A 16,498-nucleotide genomic window follows, 5' to 3' on the forward strand; every position below is an offset into this window, starting at 1 on the left:
CCCCTAGGATGTTGGAACCGGTTCCGGGGTCCATTGACGCATCCGAGGAGGGGAATCCGCGTGAGTTCGCTCGCCGAAGTCGCACGCCACGCCGGCGTCTCCAAGGCGACCGCATCGCGCGCCCTCAGCGGAGCCGCCCACGTGTCGGAAGCCACGCGAGCACGCGTCGCCGCCTCGGCCGCCGAACTCGGCTTCGTCGCCTCGACCAGCGCCGCGAGCCTCGTCACCGGTCGCAGCCGCAACGTCGGCGTGGTCACTCCGTTCATCAGCCGGTGGTTCTTCGGCGAGGTCATCGAAGGCGTCGAAGAGGCCCTCATCGATGCCGGCTACGACCTCACCCTGTTCCGCGTGCAAGAAGACCCCGACCTGCGCCAGCGCGTGTTCGACTACTTCCTCGTGCGCAAACGCGTCGACGCCGTCATCACCGTGTGCGTCGCGCTGAGCCCGGAGGAGATCAGCGCCCTCGCCGCCCTCGGCAAGCCGGTCGTCGGCATCGGCGGCGGAATCGCCGGGATGAGCAGCATCCGGATCGATGATGTCGCCGCCAGCAGGCTCGCGACCGAGCACCTGTTGAGCCTCGGCCATTCGCACATTCTGCACGTCGGCGGTGACCAGGAGGAGCGGATGGACTTCCACGTCCACGCGCAGCGCCTCGCCGGATTCCGTCAGGCGATGGCCACCGCGGGGCACCGCCCGGGTGACGACTTCGCGGCGGCGGAGTTCACGATCGCGGGCGGGTTCTCGACCGGCCTGCGCGTGCTCGGCAATCCGACCACCCGACCGAGTGCGATCGTCGCCGCGAGTGATGAGATCGCCATCGGCGTGATTCTGGCGGCCCGCCAACTCGGCATTCAGGTCCCCCGCGACCTGTCCGTCGTCGGCATCGACGACCACGACCTCGCGGAGATGTTCGGCCTCACGACCGTGCGCCAGGTCCCGCGCGCACAGGGACGCGACGCGGTCAGCATGATCATGGCGTCGATCAACTCCGGCGAGCTCACCCGCCGCGATCTGCAACTGCCGCTGGCCCTGCGCGTGCGCTCCAGCACGAGCGCACCCCAGCACGGCTGAACTCCCGGCAACGCACAACGGGCGCCGCCCGAAGGCGACGCCCGTTCACGCGACTCGAGGTCGCAGGGAATTACTTGAGGACGACGGTGGCGCCAGCCTCTTCGAGCTGAGCCTTGGCCTTCTCGGCCGTCTCCTTGTTGGCGCCCTCGAGGACGGTCGCCGGAGCGCCATCCACGAGCGCCTTGGCCTCGCCGAGGCCGAGGCTCGTGAGCGCGCGGACCTCCTTGATGACCTGGATCTTCTTGTCGCCAGCGGCCTCGATCACGACGTCGAACGCGTCCTTCTCTTCGGCCTCTTCGGCGCCCGCGCCACCGGCGGGGGCACCCGCGGCCGCAACGGCGACCGGGGCGGCAGCGGTGACCTCGAAGGTCTCCTCGAACTTCTTGACGAACTCGCTGAGCTCGATGAGCGAGAGCTCCTTGAACGCCTCGAGCAGCTCGTCGGTGCTGAGCTTAGCCATGATTTCTCCTTGGTTGTTTCTGTGGGTCACTGCCGCGGACTAGGCCGCGGTCTCCTGCTTCGCGCGCAGCGCGTCGACCGTGCGAACGGCCTGCGCGAGCGGTGCGTTGAACATGTAGGCGGCTCCGAACAGCGAGGCCTTGAAGGCACCGGCCAGCTTGGCCAGCAGCACCTCACGGCTCTCCAGATCGGCGAGCTTGCCCACCTCGGCGGCGGTCAGCGGGGCGCCATCGAAATAGCCCCCCTTGACCACGAGCAGAGGGTTCGCCTTGGCGAAGTCACGCAGCGCCTTCGCGACGGCGACCGTGTCACCGTGCACGAATGCGATCGCCGACGGACCGACAAGGTCATCGTCGAACGACGTGATTCCGGCCTCGTTGGCCGCAATCTTGGTCAGCGTGTTCTTCACCACGGCATAGGTCGCGTGCTCGCTGATCGACTTCCGCAGCTGCTTCAGCTGCGCGACCGTGAGTCCGCGATACTCGGTGAGCACGACCGCGTTCGAGCTGCGGAAGTTCTCCGTCAGCTCGGCGACCGTTGCTTCCTTGTTCGCCATGGCGCTCCTGTGGTTCTCGTATGCATTGCCGGCATCCGTGTGGATGCCTCGGCCGAGACGAAGGAATGTCACCCGCAAAAAAAGCTCCGGCGCACGCGCACGGAGCTTTGGGCCCGAGGAATTCGGGACTTGCTTCACACACCTGCGCGGGACCCTCACGTGGAGGACTTCGTCCGGTGCATCGTTTTCACGACACAACGGAGACCAGCGGTCTTCGGCCTCCGCAAGACTACGGCAGCACGCCGACCGGCGCAATTCCGATTCCGCCGGGACGGCTGCCCCGCGCGGGAGTGTCAGCGAGAGCGTCGCTGCTTCAGCATGCGGCCGAGCCGAGCGGCACCCGGCTTCGCCGCGGGGCGCTCAGCTGCCAGCTCCTCGCGTTCGAGGGCGCGCTTGATCTGGCGACCGGTGCGGGTGAGGCTCTGTTCGCGTCGCAGGCCCGCCGCGGCGGAGCCGCCTTCCGCCGGCGCCGCCTCCCGAGTTGCCGCCTCGCGAGGTACCGCCGCCGCAAGCCGTGCGCGACGTGCCGGGCCCAGGCGCGAGGGCAACAACAGTGCGAGCGCGATCGCCGCAAGCAGCAGAACGACCGCCCCCGCCGCAATCGGAATTCCCGTGCTCGTCGTCGAGGCCTCCCCCGCGTCGTCGGCCGGCGGCACGATGGCGACGTCGGCGAGCGGCGCCGGGCTCTCCAGACCCGAGCGCCCCGCCACGAGCGGTGTCAGGGTCTCGTCCTGCAGAGCGAACCAGGCGTCGGCGCCCTCGTCGTGCACGAGCGCCGCCGCATCCGGCACCTCGGAGAGCGCGAGCGCGAGTTCCCGGTCGGGAACGAACAGGGCGAGCTCGGGCAGCACTGTCTCGGGCTGGATCCACACCGTGGCAAGGCCCACCGGTTCGTCGTCGACGAGGATCGGAACGATCCACTCGTTCAGCAGACGGACGACGTCTTCCGTCTCGATCCCGGCGAGGTAGTCATCGGTCCACGCGAAGACCCGGCTGATCTCCCCCGTCTCCGTCTCGTCGGTGAAGTCGGTGCCGCGCTCGCCGCTCGCATCCAGGCCGTAGACATCGCGGAGTTCGACGAGGAGCTCGCCCCCGGTGATGAACTCCTTCACCTCGGCCGGAACCGAGCCGAGGCTCTCCGCCGCGCTCGGCGCCGCGGTCGAGGACGCCTGCACCGACACGAACGCGGCCGCGAGAAGCGCGGCGGCGATCGCGCCACGACGGGCGGCCGTCGAGATCGTGGGCCGAATGGTGCGCATGTCTGTCCTTGGATCCGGGAGTGCGGGCTGGGTCTGACGTTACCCGGCCCTCGCCGGACGGCGTGCGACGCGCTCGGCGCGCCGGATGGGGGTCAGAATGGGGTGGTGTCCGCTCCGCATACCGCCGTGCCGCTCTGGGGCGAGCCGGTCCCCGACCACCGCGACCGCATCGTGGCGGATGGTTCGGACCGCGTGGCATGGTTTCGCGCCCGTTCGCGCGGTGTCACCGCGAGCGACGCGGCGCGACTCGGTAGCCGCCGCGCGATCGCCGCGCTCGCCCGCGACAAGACCTCGGGCTCGGGCTTTCGCGGCAACGCCTACACGGAACACGGCCGACGGCGCGAACCGGAGATCGCGGCGTGGGCGGGGCGCGTCTATGACATGACCCCCAGCGGCGCGCTGTTTCACGCGGTCGGCAACCCGCTGCACCTCGCGACACCGGACGGCCTGCGCGAACGCGACGGACGGGTGGAGTTGTGTGAGATCAAGACGACGAGCAGCGGCTGGTCGACGATCCCGCGCTCCTACCTCCGCCAGGTGTGGTGGCAGCAGTACGTGTTGGGCGCCGAACGCACGCTCGTGGTCTGGGAGCAGCACCGAGACTTCGTCCCGATCCACCGCGAACCGACATGCCAGTGGGTCGACCGCGATGACGCTCAGATCCGCGCGCTCGTCGGCCTCGCCGACGAACTACTCGACGCGCTGCGCTCCTGAGCGCGCGAGCGAACGCCGCGACACCCACACCGCCCCCGCACCGGTCACGGCGATGATGACCGCGATCAGCACCACGTAGAAGGCGACCGAGAGGTAGCCGTTCGCCGAGAGGCCCGGGTTGAGGAACGGGTACGGGTACCACGGTTCGCCCGTGCGGCTGTCGATCGCGAACGGCCCGCGCACGAGCGTGTAGGCCGCCCACACGATCGGGAACACGATGATCGTCCGGACGGTCGCCCACGCCATCTGGGCGCGCCCCGGGGCGAACAGCCAGTCGAGCACGAGGTAGATCGGACCGACCACGTGCAGGATCTCGTTCGACCAGCCGAGCGTGCTGCCCTGCGGGAGTTCCACCCCGCGCAGCAGCAGGTTGTAGACGATGCCCGTCACCGCCATATAGGTGACGACGGAGATCCGCACGACGGCGAACCAACGCGGGTCCTCGCCGCGTCGCACGAGCAGCAGCACCGCCCCGATTCCGAGCACGACCACACTGAGCACGTTCGACTCGATCGTGAAGAAGCTGAAGAATCCGAGGAGCAAGAAGGGGATGTCGGACGTCGGGTCCTGACTCCAGAACTCGATCGACGTGATCAACTGGCCGACGATCGCCGCGGCGATGGCGAGCGCCATCCCGGCCCGAACAACGGCAAACAGAATTCGCATCAGTGCGTTCCTCCCCCGGGGCGAGCCCCCACTCTTGACGGGAGACTAGCGGGTCTACTGTCTGCGGAACTTTTGCGACACCGTGACACGTCGGAAACATCACTGAATCATCAACGAACTTAACTGTTATCTACCATGCACGAAACACAGCCTTCAACGATGCGCGCGATGACGATATCCCGGTCGGGGGATGCCGACGTGCTCGAACTCGCGGAGATCTTGCGTCCGGTCCGGACGAATTCCGAAGTTCTCATCCAGGTCGCCGCCGCCGGGGTCAACCCGATCGACGCCAAGACGCGCGCCGGCCGCGGGGGATTCCCGGCCATTCGCGAGTTCCCCGTCGTGCTCGGAAACGACTTCAGCGGCGTCGTCGTCGAGGCCCCGTTTGAAACGCATCCCCTCCAGCCCGGCACCGAGGTCTACGGCATGACGACCGTGCCTCGCGCACAGGGCACGTACGCCGAATACGTCAGCGTCAACGAGATGAGCGTCGTGCGCAAGCCTCCGACGCTGTCCCACGTCGAGGCCGCCGCGGTGCCCCTCGCTGCTCTCACCGCGTGGGGGATGGTCGTCGAGACCGCCCGCGCGCACGAGGGACAACGGATGCTGATTCACGCCGGCGCGGGCGGGGTCGGGCACTTCGCCGTCCAATTCGCCTCGTACTTCGGTGCCCATGTGATCGCCACGGGCTCGGCCCAGAACGCCGAGTGGCTGCGCACCCTCGGCGCCGCCGAGGTCATCGACTACACCGCGACGCGGTTCGAGGAAAACCTTGCCCCGGTTGACGCAGTGATCGACCTGATCGGCAACGTCAGCGACGACACCGCGACCCGCTCACTGACCGTGCTGCGGCCCGGCGGGATCATCGTCAACGGCCCGACCGGAAGTTGGCCGACGCTCGTCGAGGAGTGCGCCGCCGCGGGCGTGCGGGGCACCGGATACCGCGTCTCGCCCAACGGCGCGACGCTCGCGATCATCTCCCGCTTGCTCGGCTCGGGAGATGTGCGCGTCGCGGTCGACCAGGTCTTTGATCTGCCGGACGCCGCCGCGGCACACCGCGCCATCGAAACCGGCCACACTCGCGGAAAGATCGTCCTGCAGGTCGCCGAGATCTGAGCGCCGAGCGTGACTGTACAGTCATGACGCACCGCACACCGGCGGTGTCGGCCCGCGCACGCAAGCGTCAGGACGGCACCAACCACGCAAACCCATCGGCCTCCAGCGACAGCGCGTCCGTCAGCGCACCGGACAAGACGTCCCGCCCGGCCACCCCTTCCAGCGTGACCGCGGCACCAGACACATTGACAACCACCGTCACCGTGTCCGCCCCTTCCCCACGCCGTACCGCGAACACCTCGGGCCCCAACTCGAGCACCTGCTGCGGCGCATCTGGTGCGAAGGCCGGGAAGTCGCCGCGCCTGCGCAGCAGCTCCGCCAGGCCCTCATACACGCCGCGCCGACGCGGGTCTGAGTCGAGCTGGTCGCGCAGTTCGTCGGCATCAAGAGTCGCGCGGTTGATGCGCCGGGGGATGCCCGTGCGCTCGACCGCCGCTGTGTCGTGATGCGAGCCGAAGAGCGAGTGGTAGTAGATCGCGGGTACGCCTGCCATGGCGAACATGATCGCGTGGGCCGCGAGCGCTCGACCGACCTCGTGCGCCGTATCGCCGACGCGCTCGGGCTCCGCTAGGGCATCGAGATAGGAAGTGTTGAGCTCATACACGGACCGGCCTCCGCCGGGTTCGCCCGCAAACGAGGCGAGGCCGCCGTGGGCCTGAACTCGCGCGACGAGGGCCTCAACATCCGCCTCCGCCAGTAGCCCCTTTGCTGGGCGCATCCCGACCCCGTCGTGACTCGCGAGGAAATTGAACCAGGTCGACCCCGCCGGGAGCGGCTCGAGACCAGCTGCCCACGCGGTCAATGCGCTCGAGTCGCCTGCGACGAACGAATGCAACACCAGCGGCGGCAGCGCGAACTGGTACACCATGTGCGCTTCGTCGTGACCGTTGCCAAAGTACGACACGTTGTCCCGGTGCGGCACGTTGGTCTCCGTCAGCAGCCGAGCCCGCGGCATGAGGTCGTCGATGAGCACGCGCCACAACTTGATGACGGCGTGCGTCCCGGGGAGGTGCAGACACGTCGTCCCGGACTCCTTCCACAGGAAGCCGATGGCGTCGAGCCGGACGGTACTTGCCCCCGCAGCGAGGTACTCCAGCAATACGTCGGTGAGGTCGAGCAACACCTCGGGATTGCCCACGTGGACATCCACCTGATCCGGACCAAAAGTCGTCCACGCGGTCGCGAACGTGCCGTCGGGACGTTCGTAGTCGTGAGTGAGCGGGGTCGTACGCGGCCGGACCACGGCTGAAGTGTCGAACTCGGGTCCTGGCTCGAAGAAATAGTCGGCGTACCTCGCGTCGCCCGCAAGCCAGCGAACGAACCACTCCGACTCCGACGAAATGTGGTTGGCGACGAAGTCGAACATGAGACCGCGGCCCTCGCCGACCGCGGTGACGTCGTCCCAGGTGCCGAGCGCCGGGTCAATTCGGCGGTGATCAACGACCGCAAAGCCGTCGTCCGACGTCCAGGGGTACATCGGCAACAAGTGAACGTCAGAGATCTCGGTGCCGAACTCGTCGAGCACGTAGGCGAGGGTCCGCAGGGGCGCCTCTCCGTCACGAGTAAACGACGACCCGTAGGTAATCAGAAACGCGGTGCGCTGCGAGTTCGGCGCGACATCTCGGGCGGCCAGCGTGTCTCGGTACCGCTCCGCGAGCTCGAGCACACGCGGAAGCACGCTCTCCACCGTCGCGTCGTCGTAGAGCGCACCGAGGTGGCGCCGGACGGTTTCGGTCCTATCGGCAGAAACGCCAGACATCATCGTCTCCTCAACTCTCGGCAGTCGGCCAGAGCTCGACCGTAGCGCAGATAACAGCTTTGTTGCACTCCTTGCACATCTTATGGACATCTGTTAGACAGAACGCCTTCGGGTTGCGGCCCGCGCTCAACGACGAGAGAAGAGGAATAGATGTTTAAAACGACACGGCGACTACTCTTACCAGCGGCTCTGATCACTGTGGGAGCCTTCGGTCTGACGGCCTGCGGCTCGGGCCAGCAGGCCAACGACGCATCCGACGGACTGCTCATGTGGACGCTGGAAGTTCAGCCGGACCGCTTGGCAACACAGCAGACGATGCTCGACGGCTTCACGGCCGAGACCGGCATCGAAGTCGAACTCGTACCGGTTGAACAAGACCAGGTCGCCCAGCTGATGGCTGCGGCCGCTTTGTCGAACGAAATGCCCGACCTCCTCGGATCTGTGCCCCTTGGGCTCGTGCGCAACTTCGACTCCGAGGGCTACGCCAGCTCCGACATTTCTGCAGCGGCTGTCGACGCCCTCGGCGCGGACACCTTCTCCTCTGGCGCGCTCGACCTCACCAGCGACGGCGGCCGCCAACTCTCGGTGCCGTCCGATGCATGGGCTCAGATCCTGGTGTACCGCACGGACCTGTTTGACGCCGCCGGCCTCGCAGCGCCGACCACCTACGACACGCTGCTCACCGCCGCAGAGACGCTGACGACCGGAGACCAGTTCGGCATCACACTCTCGACCGACCCGGCGGGGAGCTTCACGCAAGAAACCTTCGAAGCTGTCGCGCTCGGCAACAACTGCCAGCTCGTCAACGACGACGGAAGCGTCGCACTCGATTCGCCGGAATGTACTGCGGCGATCGAGCTCTACACGGCGCTTGCGCAGGACTACTCCCCCGCCGGAACACAGGATGTCGTGTCGACACGTGCGTCCTACTTCGCGGGTCAGTCCGCCATGATCATGTGGTCGACGTTCCTGCTCGACGAGATGGCGGGTCTCCGCGACGATGCCGCACCGTCATGCGACGAGTGCACCACATCCACGTGGCTCGCTGAGAACTCCGGCATCGTGCCTCTCATCACGGGTCCGAATGCCGGTGACAACGCTGGCTCCTTCGGTGAAATGACGTCGTTCGTTCCCACGTCGGCGGCCTCTCCCGAAGAGACCCAACAGCTCATCGAATACGTCATGGGCGACGGCTATGTCGAATGGTTCGGGATGGCTCCCGAAGGCAAGTTCCCCGTTCGCCTTGGAACCGCGGACAACCCCACGGAGTTCTCCGATGCCTGGGCCGAACTTGAGACCGGCGTCGACTCCCGGGCTGCGCTCGGAGACATCTACGAGGCCGCCACAATCGACACCCTGACCGGAGCCGCAGCAAGCATGTCTCGCTGGGCGTTCCTCCAGGGCCAGGGCGAGATCGTCGGAGTGCTGTCGGCCGAGCTGCCCATTGCCAAGATCATCGCCGACGCCGGATCTGGCGCCATCGATGCCGCGACGGCGCAACAGGAGATGGTCGAAGCCGTCGACGAGATCGCAAGCCGCTGAGATGTCACTAAAAGCGGCATACCGTGGGGTGGGGGCCAAGCGCCCCCGCCCCACGGTGGCGCAGCGCAGGGCCAACCGCGACGGTTGGTCGATGGCTCTCCCGATCACGTTGATCGTGCTCGCGGTCATCATCGTGCCGATCATCTGGACGTTCATTCTGTCGTTCCAAGAGGCGCGCTATTCGGACGTCGCCCGCAACGGAATGTTCAACCCGCTCACGCTGTCGAACTACACGGACGTCCTGACCTCTGCGGGGTTCTGGGAATCCTTGTGGGTCACCGTGCTCTACACGGCCGGCACCACCATCGGCTCCATTGTGGTCGGATTTGCCGCAGCCTTGGCTCTGCGAGGGGCATTTCGCGGACGGGGTGCCGTCCGCGCCATCCTGCTGCTCCCCTACGTTGCGCCCGTCGTGGCCGCGGCCTACGTCTGGAAGGTGATGCTCAACCCGCAGTACGGCGTCATCAATGAACTCGGCACGACCTACCTCGGCTGGGAGCAGTCGATCGACTTCCTGGGGCGCCCACCATTCGCTCTCCTCACCGTGATCGTGTTTGAGATATGGCGCTACTTTCCGTTTGCCTTCATCTTCTTTGCCGCTGCACTTACCGGACTGTCACGAGACATCGAAGAGGCAGCCCTGATCGACGGCGCAACGCCGTGGCAGAAGTTCTGGCACGTGATCACACCCCAGGCCATGCCCGTCATCGCGTTGCTGACGTTGCTCCGCCTGGTGATGACGTTCAACAAGTTTGACGACATCTTCCTCCTCACCGGAGGCGCAGCTGGTACCCAGGTCGCCGCCGTCCGCGTCTACGACCAACTCGTTGGATCGTCAGACATCGGGGGAGCGTCCGCCAACGCGGTGTTGCTGGCTCTCGTCCTCGGTGCCGGGCTCACCCTCTACCTGCGACTGACGCGGCAAAAGGAATCCTGATGAACTCTTTCCGCATCCAAACCGAAGTCTTCCGCTTCCTCAAATGGGCACTGATCGTGTTCCTGCTGATCGTGACGATCTTTCCGTTTTACTACATGATCGTCATGAGTTTTGTGCCGATCCAGGATCTGCTGCGCAACCCGCTCGCTCTCGTTCCTGACATCGGCCAACTCACCCTCGATACGTATGTGCGAGTCATCGCGCCGGAAGGCGACGGTGGGTTCGGGTTCGGGCGATTTATGCTCAACTCGGCGATCGTGGCCACCGCCGCGACACTGCTGACGATGCTGCTGTCCGTGCCAGCGTCATACGCCATGACGCGCCTCAAGTTCGCGGGCCGCAAGCAGGTCTCCGCCATGTTCCTGGCGGTGTACATGTTCCCCGCCATCATCATCGCGGTGCCCGTGTTCGTGGGATTCCAGGTCATCGGGCTCGGGACGACCCTTGTTGGCCTCACCATCGCGTACATCGCCCTCACCGTTCCGGTGTCCGTCCACATGCTGCGCTCGTACATGCTCGGGCTTCCCGAGTCGATCGACGAGGCCGCGATGATCGACGGCGCCACACGATGGCAGATCATGCGCAAGATCACGGTACCGCTGTCGCTCCCGACCATCATGTCCACGGCGCTGTACTCGTTCATGATCGCGTGGAACGAGTTCCTGTTCGCGCTCTTGTTCCTCTCCGCCAAACCAGATCTGTGGACCGTGTCGCTCGGCCTCACGCGTCTGGCTGACGGCCAAGAGGTCTCCCGGACAATCCTCATGGCGGGTAGTGTCTTGCTAACGCTCCCGATCGTGATCATGTACGGGTTCGCGGAACGCTGGCTGACCGAAGGGCTGACCGTAGGTGCAGACAAAGGGTAGGCACCGTTGAACCCGGGACCTGGCCAGACGCTGCGGCTGATTCGCTCGGGTGAGGCCACCACGCGCGGAGCGTTGCTCGCGGCAACGGGGTTGTCCCGTGTCACGGTCGCGCGCCGTATCGAGAAACTCACTGCGGCCGGAATCATTCGCGAAGCGGGAACCGGCGACGCCACCGGCGGGCGCCGCGCGACCACGTTCATTTTCGACCCGGACGTTGTCGTGGTCACGGCCGCCCTGGACGCCGTCGGCGGCACCGTTGCGGTCGTGAGTCCGCACGGCAAGGTTCTCGCGAGCACAAGCATCGATACCGACGTCACAGACGGCCCCGAAGCTACCCTGAGCACGACCGCCGCGGCGATCGAGGAACTGATGCGCACCCACGATGTCGCCGTCGAACGCGTGGCAGCGGTCGCCATTTCTCTGCCGGGTCCGATCGACCCGGCCGAGCACCGCCTCAGCGACCCGCCCATCATGCCGGGCTGGGACGGCTGGCCGATTCTTGATTCGTTGCGCGAGACGATGAACGTGCCAGTTTTCGTCGAGAACGACGCGGACGCGATGGCGTACGGCGAGGCTTCCCAACTCCACGGCCCGACGGCGGCATTGGTCTTCATCAAGGCGTCGTCATTTCTCGGTGCCGGCCTCGTCATCCGGGGTGAGATTTTTCGCGGAGTCGACGGCGGAGCTGGCGACATCGGACACGTCTCGGTTGGCGGTGCAGCAGAGTGCCGCTGCGGCAGGGACGGTTGCCTCGCGGCGGAAGCCTCGGGAACGGCGCTGATCAGGCGACTCGGCGAAACGGGCCGTCACCTGGAACACATCAGCGAGATCCACGACCTCGTGGACCGTGGCGACTCAACGGCTGCGGCAGAACTGCGGCGCGCCGGCGAACTGATCGGCCAGGTGCTCGCGACTGTCGTCGGCGTGATTAACCCCGCTGTCGTCGTGGTGGGCGGGCCCATGGTGTCACCAGAGCTCATCGCCGCCATCAGGTCGACCGTCTACGCCGGGACACTGCCGCGAGCGACGAGGCATCTCACCATCCGTGCCTCCGAGCTCGGCGATGAGGCAGCGCTCATCGGGCTCGCACTCGTCGCGGTTGACAGTCTCTATTCCGAGAGTGCGATCAACGCGCGCCTCGGAGTGGACGAATGACCCCGACGACGCAGCCGCACGCAATCACACCGTCGCTGGCGCAGGACGTCGTGGCAGTCCAAGCGCCCACCCAGGTGTGGTCTGCAGCTGACGGGCAGGCACGGACCGGCGTGCACGGCATCATCCACTCCGATGTGCGCTACATCAACTCGCTCACGCTGACCGTGGGGGGACAACAACCCGAACACCTCTCGACTTCGGTCGAGGCGCGCACTGCTTGCTTCGTGTCCATGGCGCGCAACGTCGACGATGCGGGCAAGGATCCCCACGTCATCGTGACAAGGACCCGGGTGGTGTCGTTCGGGTGCGTCAACGAGTCGATTGAGGTTCGGAACGGATCGAAGGAGGCCCTGCGCACTACTGTCCGACTCGACTTTGCGACCGAATTCGCACCGCTCCCCAGTGTGCGCGCCGGGCGACCGACCTCGGCAACCGCGACGGCACAACTTCACGGTGGAGCGGTGGTGGTTGAGAGCGGTCCACGACGACTCACAGTCGACGTCGTGGCCGGCGGCGCGACCGCGCATCAGCTCGAGGCCGAGTCGGCGACCTGGCAGATCGTGGTGGAGCCAGGTGAAGCGTGGGAGGGCGCCATCAGTTTCATCATGATCGACGATGCGACCGCGCTCATGCCGCCGTCCCCTCGCGTTCTCGGGTCCGCGCTGAGCGAGCATTCATCCGGGACCAACCCAGACCTGGATCGCTGGCGAACCAGGGCGCGAGACGACCTGAACTCGCTGATGTTGGCGAACGACGCGGTCCCCGACGCCGTCTTTTCCGCTGCGGGAGCCCCGTGGTACCTGACCCTTTTTGGCCGGGACGCGCTGTGGACCGCACGCCTTTTGTTGCCCGAAGCCCTCCCGCTCGCCCACGGCACCTTGAGGGCTCTTGCCGCGCACCAGGCCACGACATACGACAACGCGGCCGCCGCGGAACCAGGCAAGATCCTCCACGAACTGCGCGATGCGCGTCACAGCATTCCACGGGAAGGGCTCGAGTTTCCCGCCGCCTACTACGGGAGCGTCGACTCAACGCTGTTGTGGATCGTGCTCCTCAACGAGGCGCGCGAAGCTGGCCTGCCCGTGGAAGCTGTGCGCGAGTTGCAAGACAACCTGCTCGCAGCGCTGACGTGGCTCGAACGAGACGCGGATGCGGACGGTGACGGGTTCGTCGAGTATGCCGACTCCTCCGGAACTGGCCTCGCCAACCAGGGGTGGAAGGACTCGTCGGACTCAGTCCGACACGCGGACGGAAGCGTGGCGGTGGGTCCGGTCGCACTCTGCGAGGTCCAGGGCTACGCCTATCAGGCGGCGAGAGCGGGAGCCGATCTGCTCGACATGCTCCATCTCCCGGGGGGCGCGAAGTGGCGCAACTGGGCCGAGGACCTTTCGGATCGATTCAGGAAGAAGTTCTGGGTCGAACGTGGCGGCATGAGGTTTCCGGCGATGGCGCTGGACGGACAGAAGAATCCCGCCGATGCCCTGACGTCCAACATCGGCCACCTGCTGGCAACGGGCATCCTCGACTCGGCGGAGGAACTTCTTGTCCGAGACGCCCTCATGCGCCCCGACATGCGCTCCGGGTTCGGCATTCGAACGATGGCGGCGAGCGAGGCAGCGTACTGGCCGTTGTCATACCACTGCGGGTCTGTCTGGGCGCACGACACGGCAATCTGCATTGAAGGGTTGAGTGCCGCTGGTTTTCGCGCGGATGCAAGACTCGTGGCGCAGGAACTTCTGAGCGCTGCGGCCTCGTGTGAGTTCAGGGTCCCCGAACTCTTCAGCGGCGATGCCCCCACTGGCTCCGGCCGGGTGACCCGCCACCCGACCGCGTGTGTCCCACAGGCATGGTCTGCTGCGGCCGCCGCCGCCGTGTCACGCGCGCTCCGCTAGGCTCCCCGCGAACGCCGGTGATCTGGCGGACGACCCCGCGGCACACCTGGCCGTCGAAATGGGACACACCCGCGGCAAGATCGAGCTGCAGGTCACGGAGATCTGACCGCCGCGCACTAGGGTTCTGGCATGACTCGCCGCACGCCCACGGTGTTTGACCGCACCGCGTGGCCGGATTCCCTTCTGGCGTCCGCGCTCGCGCCGTCGCGCCAGGCGGTTCCCTGGCTCGAAGACCTCGGCGAGCGGCCCGAACGACCGCGCCTTGGCGGTGACGTCGACGCCGATCTGGTCGTCGTCGGCGGCGGGCTGACCGGACTCTGGACCGCCGTGCGCGCCAAGCGCCGCGATCCGGGGCGACGCGTCGTGCTGCTGGAGGCGAAGCGGATCGGCTGGGCGGCATCCGGTCGCAACGGCGGGTTCTGCGATGCGAGCCTGACCCACGGCGCCGACAACGGCCGCGCGCGGTGGCCGGAGGAAATCGAGACCCTCGAACGCCTGGGGCTGGAGAATCTCGCCGGATTCGAGCGCGACCTCACCGAGCTCGGCGTCGACGCCGAGTTCGAACGGGTCGGCGGTCTCGACGTCGCCACCGAGGAGCACCAGCTCGAGTGGCTCGACGAGATGGCGAGCGAACCCGGCCGACACCGCGTATCCGCGCTCGGCGCGCGCGCCCTCGTCGACTCCCCCACCTACCTCGGCGGCGTCGTCACGAGCGGGGAGTCGCTCGCCCTCGTGCATCCCGGCAAGCTGTCCGAGGGCCTCGCCGCTGCCGCCGAGTCGCTCGGCGTCGAGGTGTACGAGCACAGCCCGGCCACGGGCCTCGAGCGCGAAGGCGAGCGGATGCGCGTGACGACCTCCCACGGCCGTGTGCTCGCCGACCGCGTCGCGCTGGCCACGAACGTCTTCCCGAGCCTGTTGACGCGGGACCGCCTGATGACAGTTCCGGTCTACGACTACGCGCTCATGACCGAGCCGCTGTCGGCCGCGCAGCGCGAATCGATCGGCTGGGAAGGCCGGCAGGGCCTCGGCGATGTCGCCAACCAGTTCCACTACTACCGACTCACGAGCGACAACCGCATCCTGTTCGGCGGCTACGACGCCGTCTACTTTGCGGGAGGTCGCGTCCGTGAGGAGTACGAGGATCGCCCCGCGAGCTTCCGCAAACTCGCCAGCCACTTCTTCACGACGTTTCCGCAGCTCGAGGGGCTGCACTTTGCCCACCGCTGGGCCGGCCCGATCGACAGCTCGACCCGTTTCTGCGCCTACGTCCGCCTCGCGCGCGACGGACGGGTCGCCGCGGCGCTCGGCTTCACGGGTCTCGGGGTGGGCGCGAGTCGCTTCGCCGCCGAGGTGATGCTCGATCGACTCGACGGAATCGCGACCGAACGAACCGAGACGCGGATGATGCGAGAGCTCCCGCCGCCGTTTCCGCCCGAACCGATCGCGAGCATGGGAATCCAGGCCACCCGTTGGTCGCTCGATCAGGCGGATCACCGCGGCGGTCGGCGCAACCTCATCCTGCGCACTCTCGATGCGCTCGGACTGGGCTTCGACTCGTGAGTGTGCCGGTGCCCGAGCTGCCCGCGGGCGTCGCCCTCGACCTGACCGCCCTCGCGCTTCAGCACGAGGCCGTCGCGCCCGATCAGCGCACGGCGGGCGAACCCTCGACCGCCTACACCGTGCTCGGCACGGTCGGCGAAGCCGAACTCGGCGTCTGGGAGATGACCCGCGGCGGGATGCGCGACGTCGAGGTCGATGAGGTCTTTGTCGTTCTCGCCGGCGACGCCACGATCACGTTTGAGGATGGCCGCCCCGGCGTCGAACTGACGCCCGGCGCACTCGTGCGCCTCGCCGCCGGCGACCGCACCGAGTGGACGGTGCGACGCACGGTGCGCAAGCTCGTCATCAGCTGAGCGGGCGCTCCATCACGTAGTCCTCTTCGAAGCGATCGCCCACCAGGAACGTCTTCGTGCCGACCACGGCGAAGCCGTGCTTGCCGTAGAAGCGCTGCGCGCGGGCGTTCTCTTGGTTGACGCCCAGCCAGATCGAGCGGGCCCGTGTCCCCTCGGTTGCCGCGAGACTCACGCGCAGGAGCTCGGATGCGACCCCTCCGCCGTGCGCGTCGGGGTGCACGTAGACCTTGGAGAGCTCGATGGTGGGACGCGCGCTCACGGCCGCCGCCACATCCGGATCGCCCGGCTCCCCCGCCACCAGCATCGTGTAGCCGAGGAGAGCCTCGCCCGACTCGGCGACGAAGAGCTGCCGGGCGTCGTCGGCGAGGTAGGTCTCGAAGTTCGCGCGACTCAGGTTGTCGGCGATGAACGCCTGTTTCGCCGCCTCGGTGGTGTGCGGAGGGCAGGCGAGCGGGAAGGTGAGCGCCGCAAGTGTCGCCAACGCCTCCGCGTCGGCCGCGCGGGCAGGGCGAACGGTGACGATCATCCGGCCCCCTTCGAGAAAGCACGGAAGGGGCCCGCGAGTGCGGACCCCTTCCGGTGGTGCGTTTGCT

16 protein-coding genes are annotated in these 16,498 nt (G+C 67.1%); 10 read left to right on the forward strand and 6 right to left on the reverse strand.

Going from position 1 to position 16,498, the window contains the following annotated elements; genetic code table 11:
• Positions 1-60: 60 nt before the first annotated feature.
• Positions 61-1,071, forward strand: a complete 1,011-nt coding sequence (locus QZ258_RS00975; RefSeq protein WP_294178189.1) for a LacI family DNA-binding transcriptional regulator — start codon at positions 61-63, stop codon at positions 1,069-1,071.
• A gap of 70 nt (positions 1,072-1,141) precedes the next feature.
• On the opposite strand, the gene rplL is transcribed toward QZ258_RS00975, so the two are convergent.
• From rplL to QZ258_RS00990, 3 genes are all read right to left on the reverse strand, one after another.
• Positions 1,142-1,531, reverse strand: a complete 390-nt coding sequence (gene rplL / locus QZ258_RS00980) for a 50S ribosomal protein L7/L12 (RefSeq protein WP_294178191.1) — start codon at positions 1,529-1,531, stop codon at positions 1,142-1,144.
• 39 nt (positions 1,532-1,570) lie between these two features.
• The gene (rplJ, locus tag QZ258_RS00985) at positions 1,571-2,086 is read right to left on the reverse strand and encodes a 50S ribosomal protein L10 (protein WP_294178193.1); all 516 of its coding nucleotides are present in this window, start codon (positions 2,084-2,086) and stop codon (positions 1,571-1,573) included.
• Between the two features lie 293 nt (positions 2,087-2,379).
• On the reverse strand, positions 2,380-3,345 hold the full coding sequence (locus QZ258_RS00990) for a hypothetical protein (protein ID WP_294178195.1): 966 nt from the start codon (positions 3,343-3,345) through the stop codon (positions 2,380-2,382).
• 105 nt (positions 3,346-3,450) lie between these two features.
• Here QZ258_RS00990 and QZ258_RS00995 point away from each other — a divergent pair, with 105 nt between their 5' ends.
• The gene (locus tag QZ258_RS00995) at positions 3,451-4,059 is read left to right on the forward strand and encodes a YqaJ viral recombinase family protein (protein WP_294178197.1); all 609 of its coding nucleotides are present in this window, start codon (positions 3,451-3,453) and stop codon (positions 4,057-4,059) included.
• Here the strand turns inward: QZ258_RS00995 and QZ258_RS01000 are convergent.
• Positions 4,036-4,725, reverse strand: coding sequence for a Pr6Pr family membrane protein (locus QZ258_RS01000; RefSeq protein WP_294178200.1), 690 nt, complete (start codon positions 4,723-4,725; stop codon positions 4,036-4,038). The two genes, QZ258_RS00995 and QZ258_RS01000, sit on opposite strands and share 24 nt — an antisense overlap.
• 168 nt (positions 4,726-4,893) lie before the next feature.
• Here QZ258_RS01000 and QZ258_RS01005 point away from each other — a divergent pair, with 168 nt between their 5' ends.
• Positions 4,894-5,841, forward strand: coding sequence for an NADP-dependent oxidoreductase (locus QZ258_RS01005; protein WP_294178202.1), 948 nt, complete (start codon positions 4,894-4,896; stop codon positions 5,839-5,841).
• 67 nt (positions 5,842-5,908) lie between these two features.
• Here the strand turns inward: QZ258_RS01005 and QZ258_RS01010 are convergent, their stop codons facing one another.
• A complete protein-coding gene (locus tag QZ258_RS01010) occupies positions 5,909-7,600 on the reverse strand; it encodes an alpha-amylase family glycosyl hydrolase (protein ID WP_294178206.1) in 1,692 nt (563 codons plus the stop codon).
• Between the two features lie 198 nt (positions 7,601-7,798).
• Here QZ258_RS01010 and QZ258_RS01015 point away from each other — a divergent pair, with 198 nt between their 5' ends.
• The 7 genes from QZ258_RS01015 to QZ258_RS01045 all read left to right on the forward strand — a co-directional run bounded on the left by QZ258_RS01015 (position 7,799) and on the right by QZ258_RS01045 (position 15,905).
• Positions 7,799-9,142, forward strand: a complete 1,344-nt coding sequence (locus QZ258_RS01015) for an ABC transporter substrate-binding protein (RefSeq protein ID WP_294178208.1) — start codon at positions 7,799-7,801, stop codon at positions 9,140-9,142.
• A gap of 91 nt (positions 9,143-9,233) precedes the next feature.
• Entirely contained in the window at positions 9,234-10,079 is an 846-nt protein-coding gene (locus tag QZ258_RS01020) for a carbohydrate ABC transporter permease (protein ID WP_294178209.1), read from the forward strand.
• Positions 10,079-10,945 carry a carbohydrate ABC transporter permease gene (locus QZ258_RS01025; RefSeq protein WP_294178210.1) on the forward strand — a complete coding sequence of 289 codons (867 nt, stop codon included), beginning with the start codon at positions 10,079-10,081 and terminating at the stop codon, positions 10,943-10,945. Before QZ258_RS01020 ends, QZ258_RS01025 begins: the two co-directional genes overlap by 1 nt.
• A 6-nt stretch (positions 10,946-10,951) precedes the next feature.
• A complete protein-coding gene (locus QZ258_RS01030; RefSeq protein ID WP_294178211.1) occupies positions 10,952-12,100 on the forward strand; it encodes an ROK family transcriptional regulator in 1,149 nt (382 codons plus the stop codon).
• Positions 12,097-13,992 carry a glycogen debranching N-terminal domain-containing protein gene (locus QZ258_RS01035; RefSeq protein WP_294178213.1) on the forward strand — a complete coding sequence of 632 codons (1,896 nt, stop codon included), beginning with the start codon at positions 12,097-12,099 and terminating at the stop codon, positions 13,990-13,992. Before QZ258_RS01030 ends, QZ258_RS01035 begins: the two co-directional genes overlap by 4 nt.
• Before the next feature lie 129 nt (positions 13,993-14,121).
• Complete coding sequence (locus QZ258_RS01040; protein WP_294178215.1) at positions 14,122-15,552, forward strand: FAD-binding oxidoreductase; 1,431 nt, start codon at positions 14,122-14,124, stop codon at positions 15,550-15,552.
• A complete protein-coding gene (locus QZ258_RS01045; protein WP_294178217.1) occupies positions 15,549-15,905 on the forward strand; it encodes a cupin domain-containing protein in 357 nt (118 codons plus the stop codon). Before QZ258_RS01040 ends, QZ258_RS01045 begins: the two co-directional genes overlap by 4 nt.
• Here QZ258_RS01045 and QZ258_RS01050 read toward each other — a convergent pair.
• A complete protein-coding gene (locus QZ258_RS01050) occupies positions 15,898-16,431 on the reverse strand; it encodes an N-acetyltransferase (RefSeq protein ID WP_294178220.1) in 534 nt (177 codons plus the stop codon). The two genes, QZ258_RS01045 and QZ258_RS01050, sit on opposite strands and share 8 nt — an antisense overlap.
• Between the last annotated feature and the right edge of the window lie 67 nt (positions 16,432-16,498).

It is taken from the genome of uncultured Schumannella sp., assembly GCF_905479755.1.
Lineage (GTDB): Bacteria > Actinomycetota > Actinomycetes > Actinomycetales > Microbacteriaceae > DCRR01.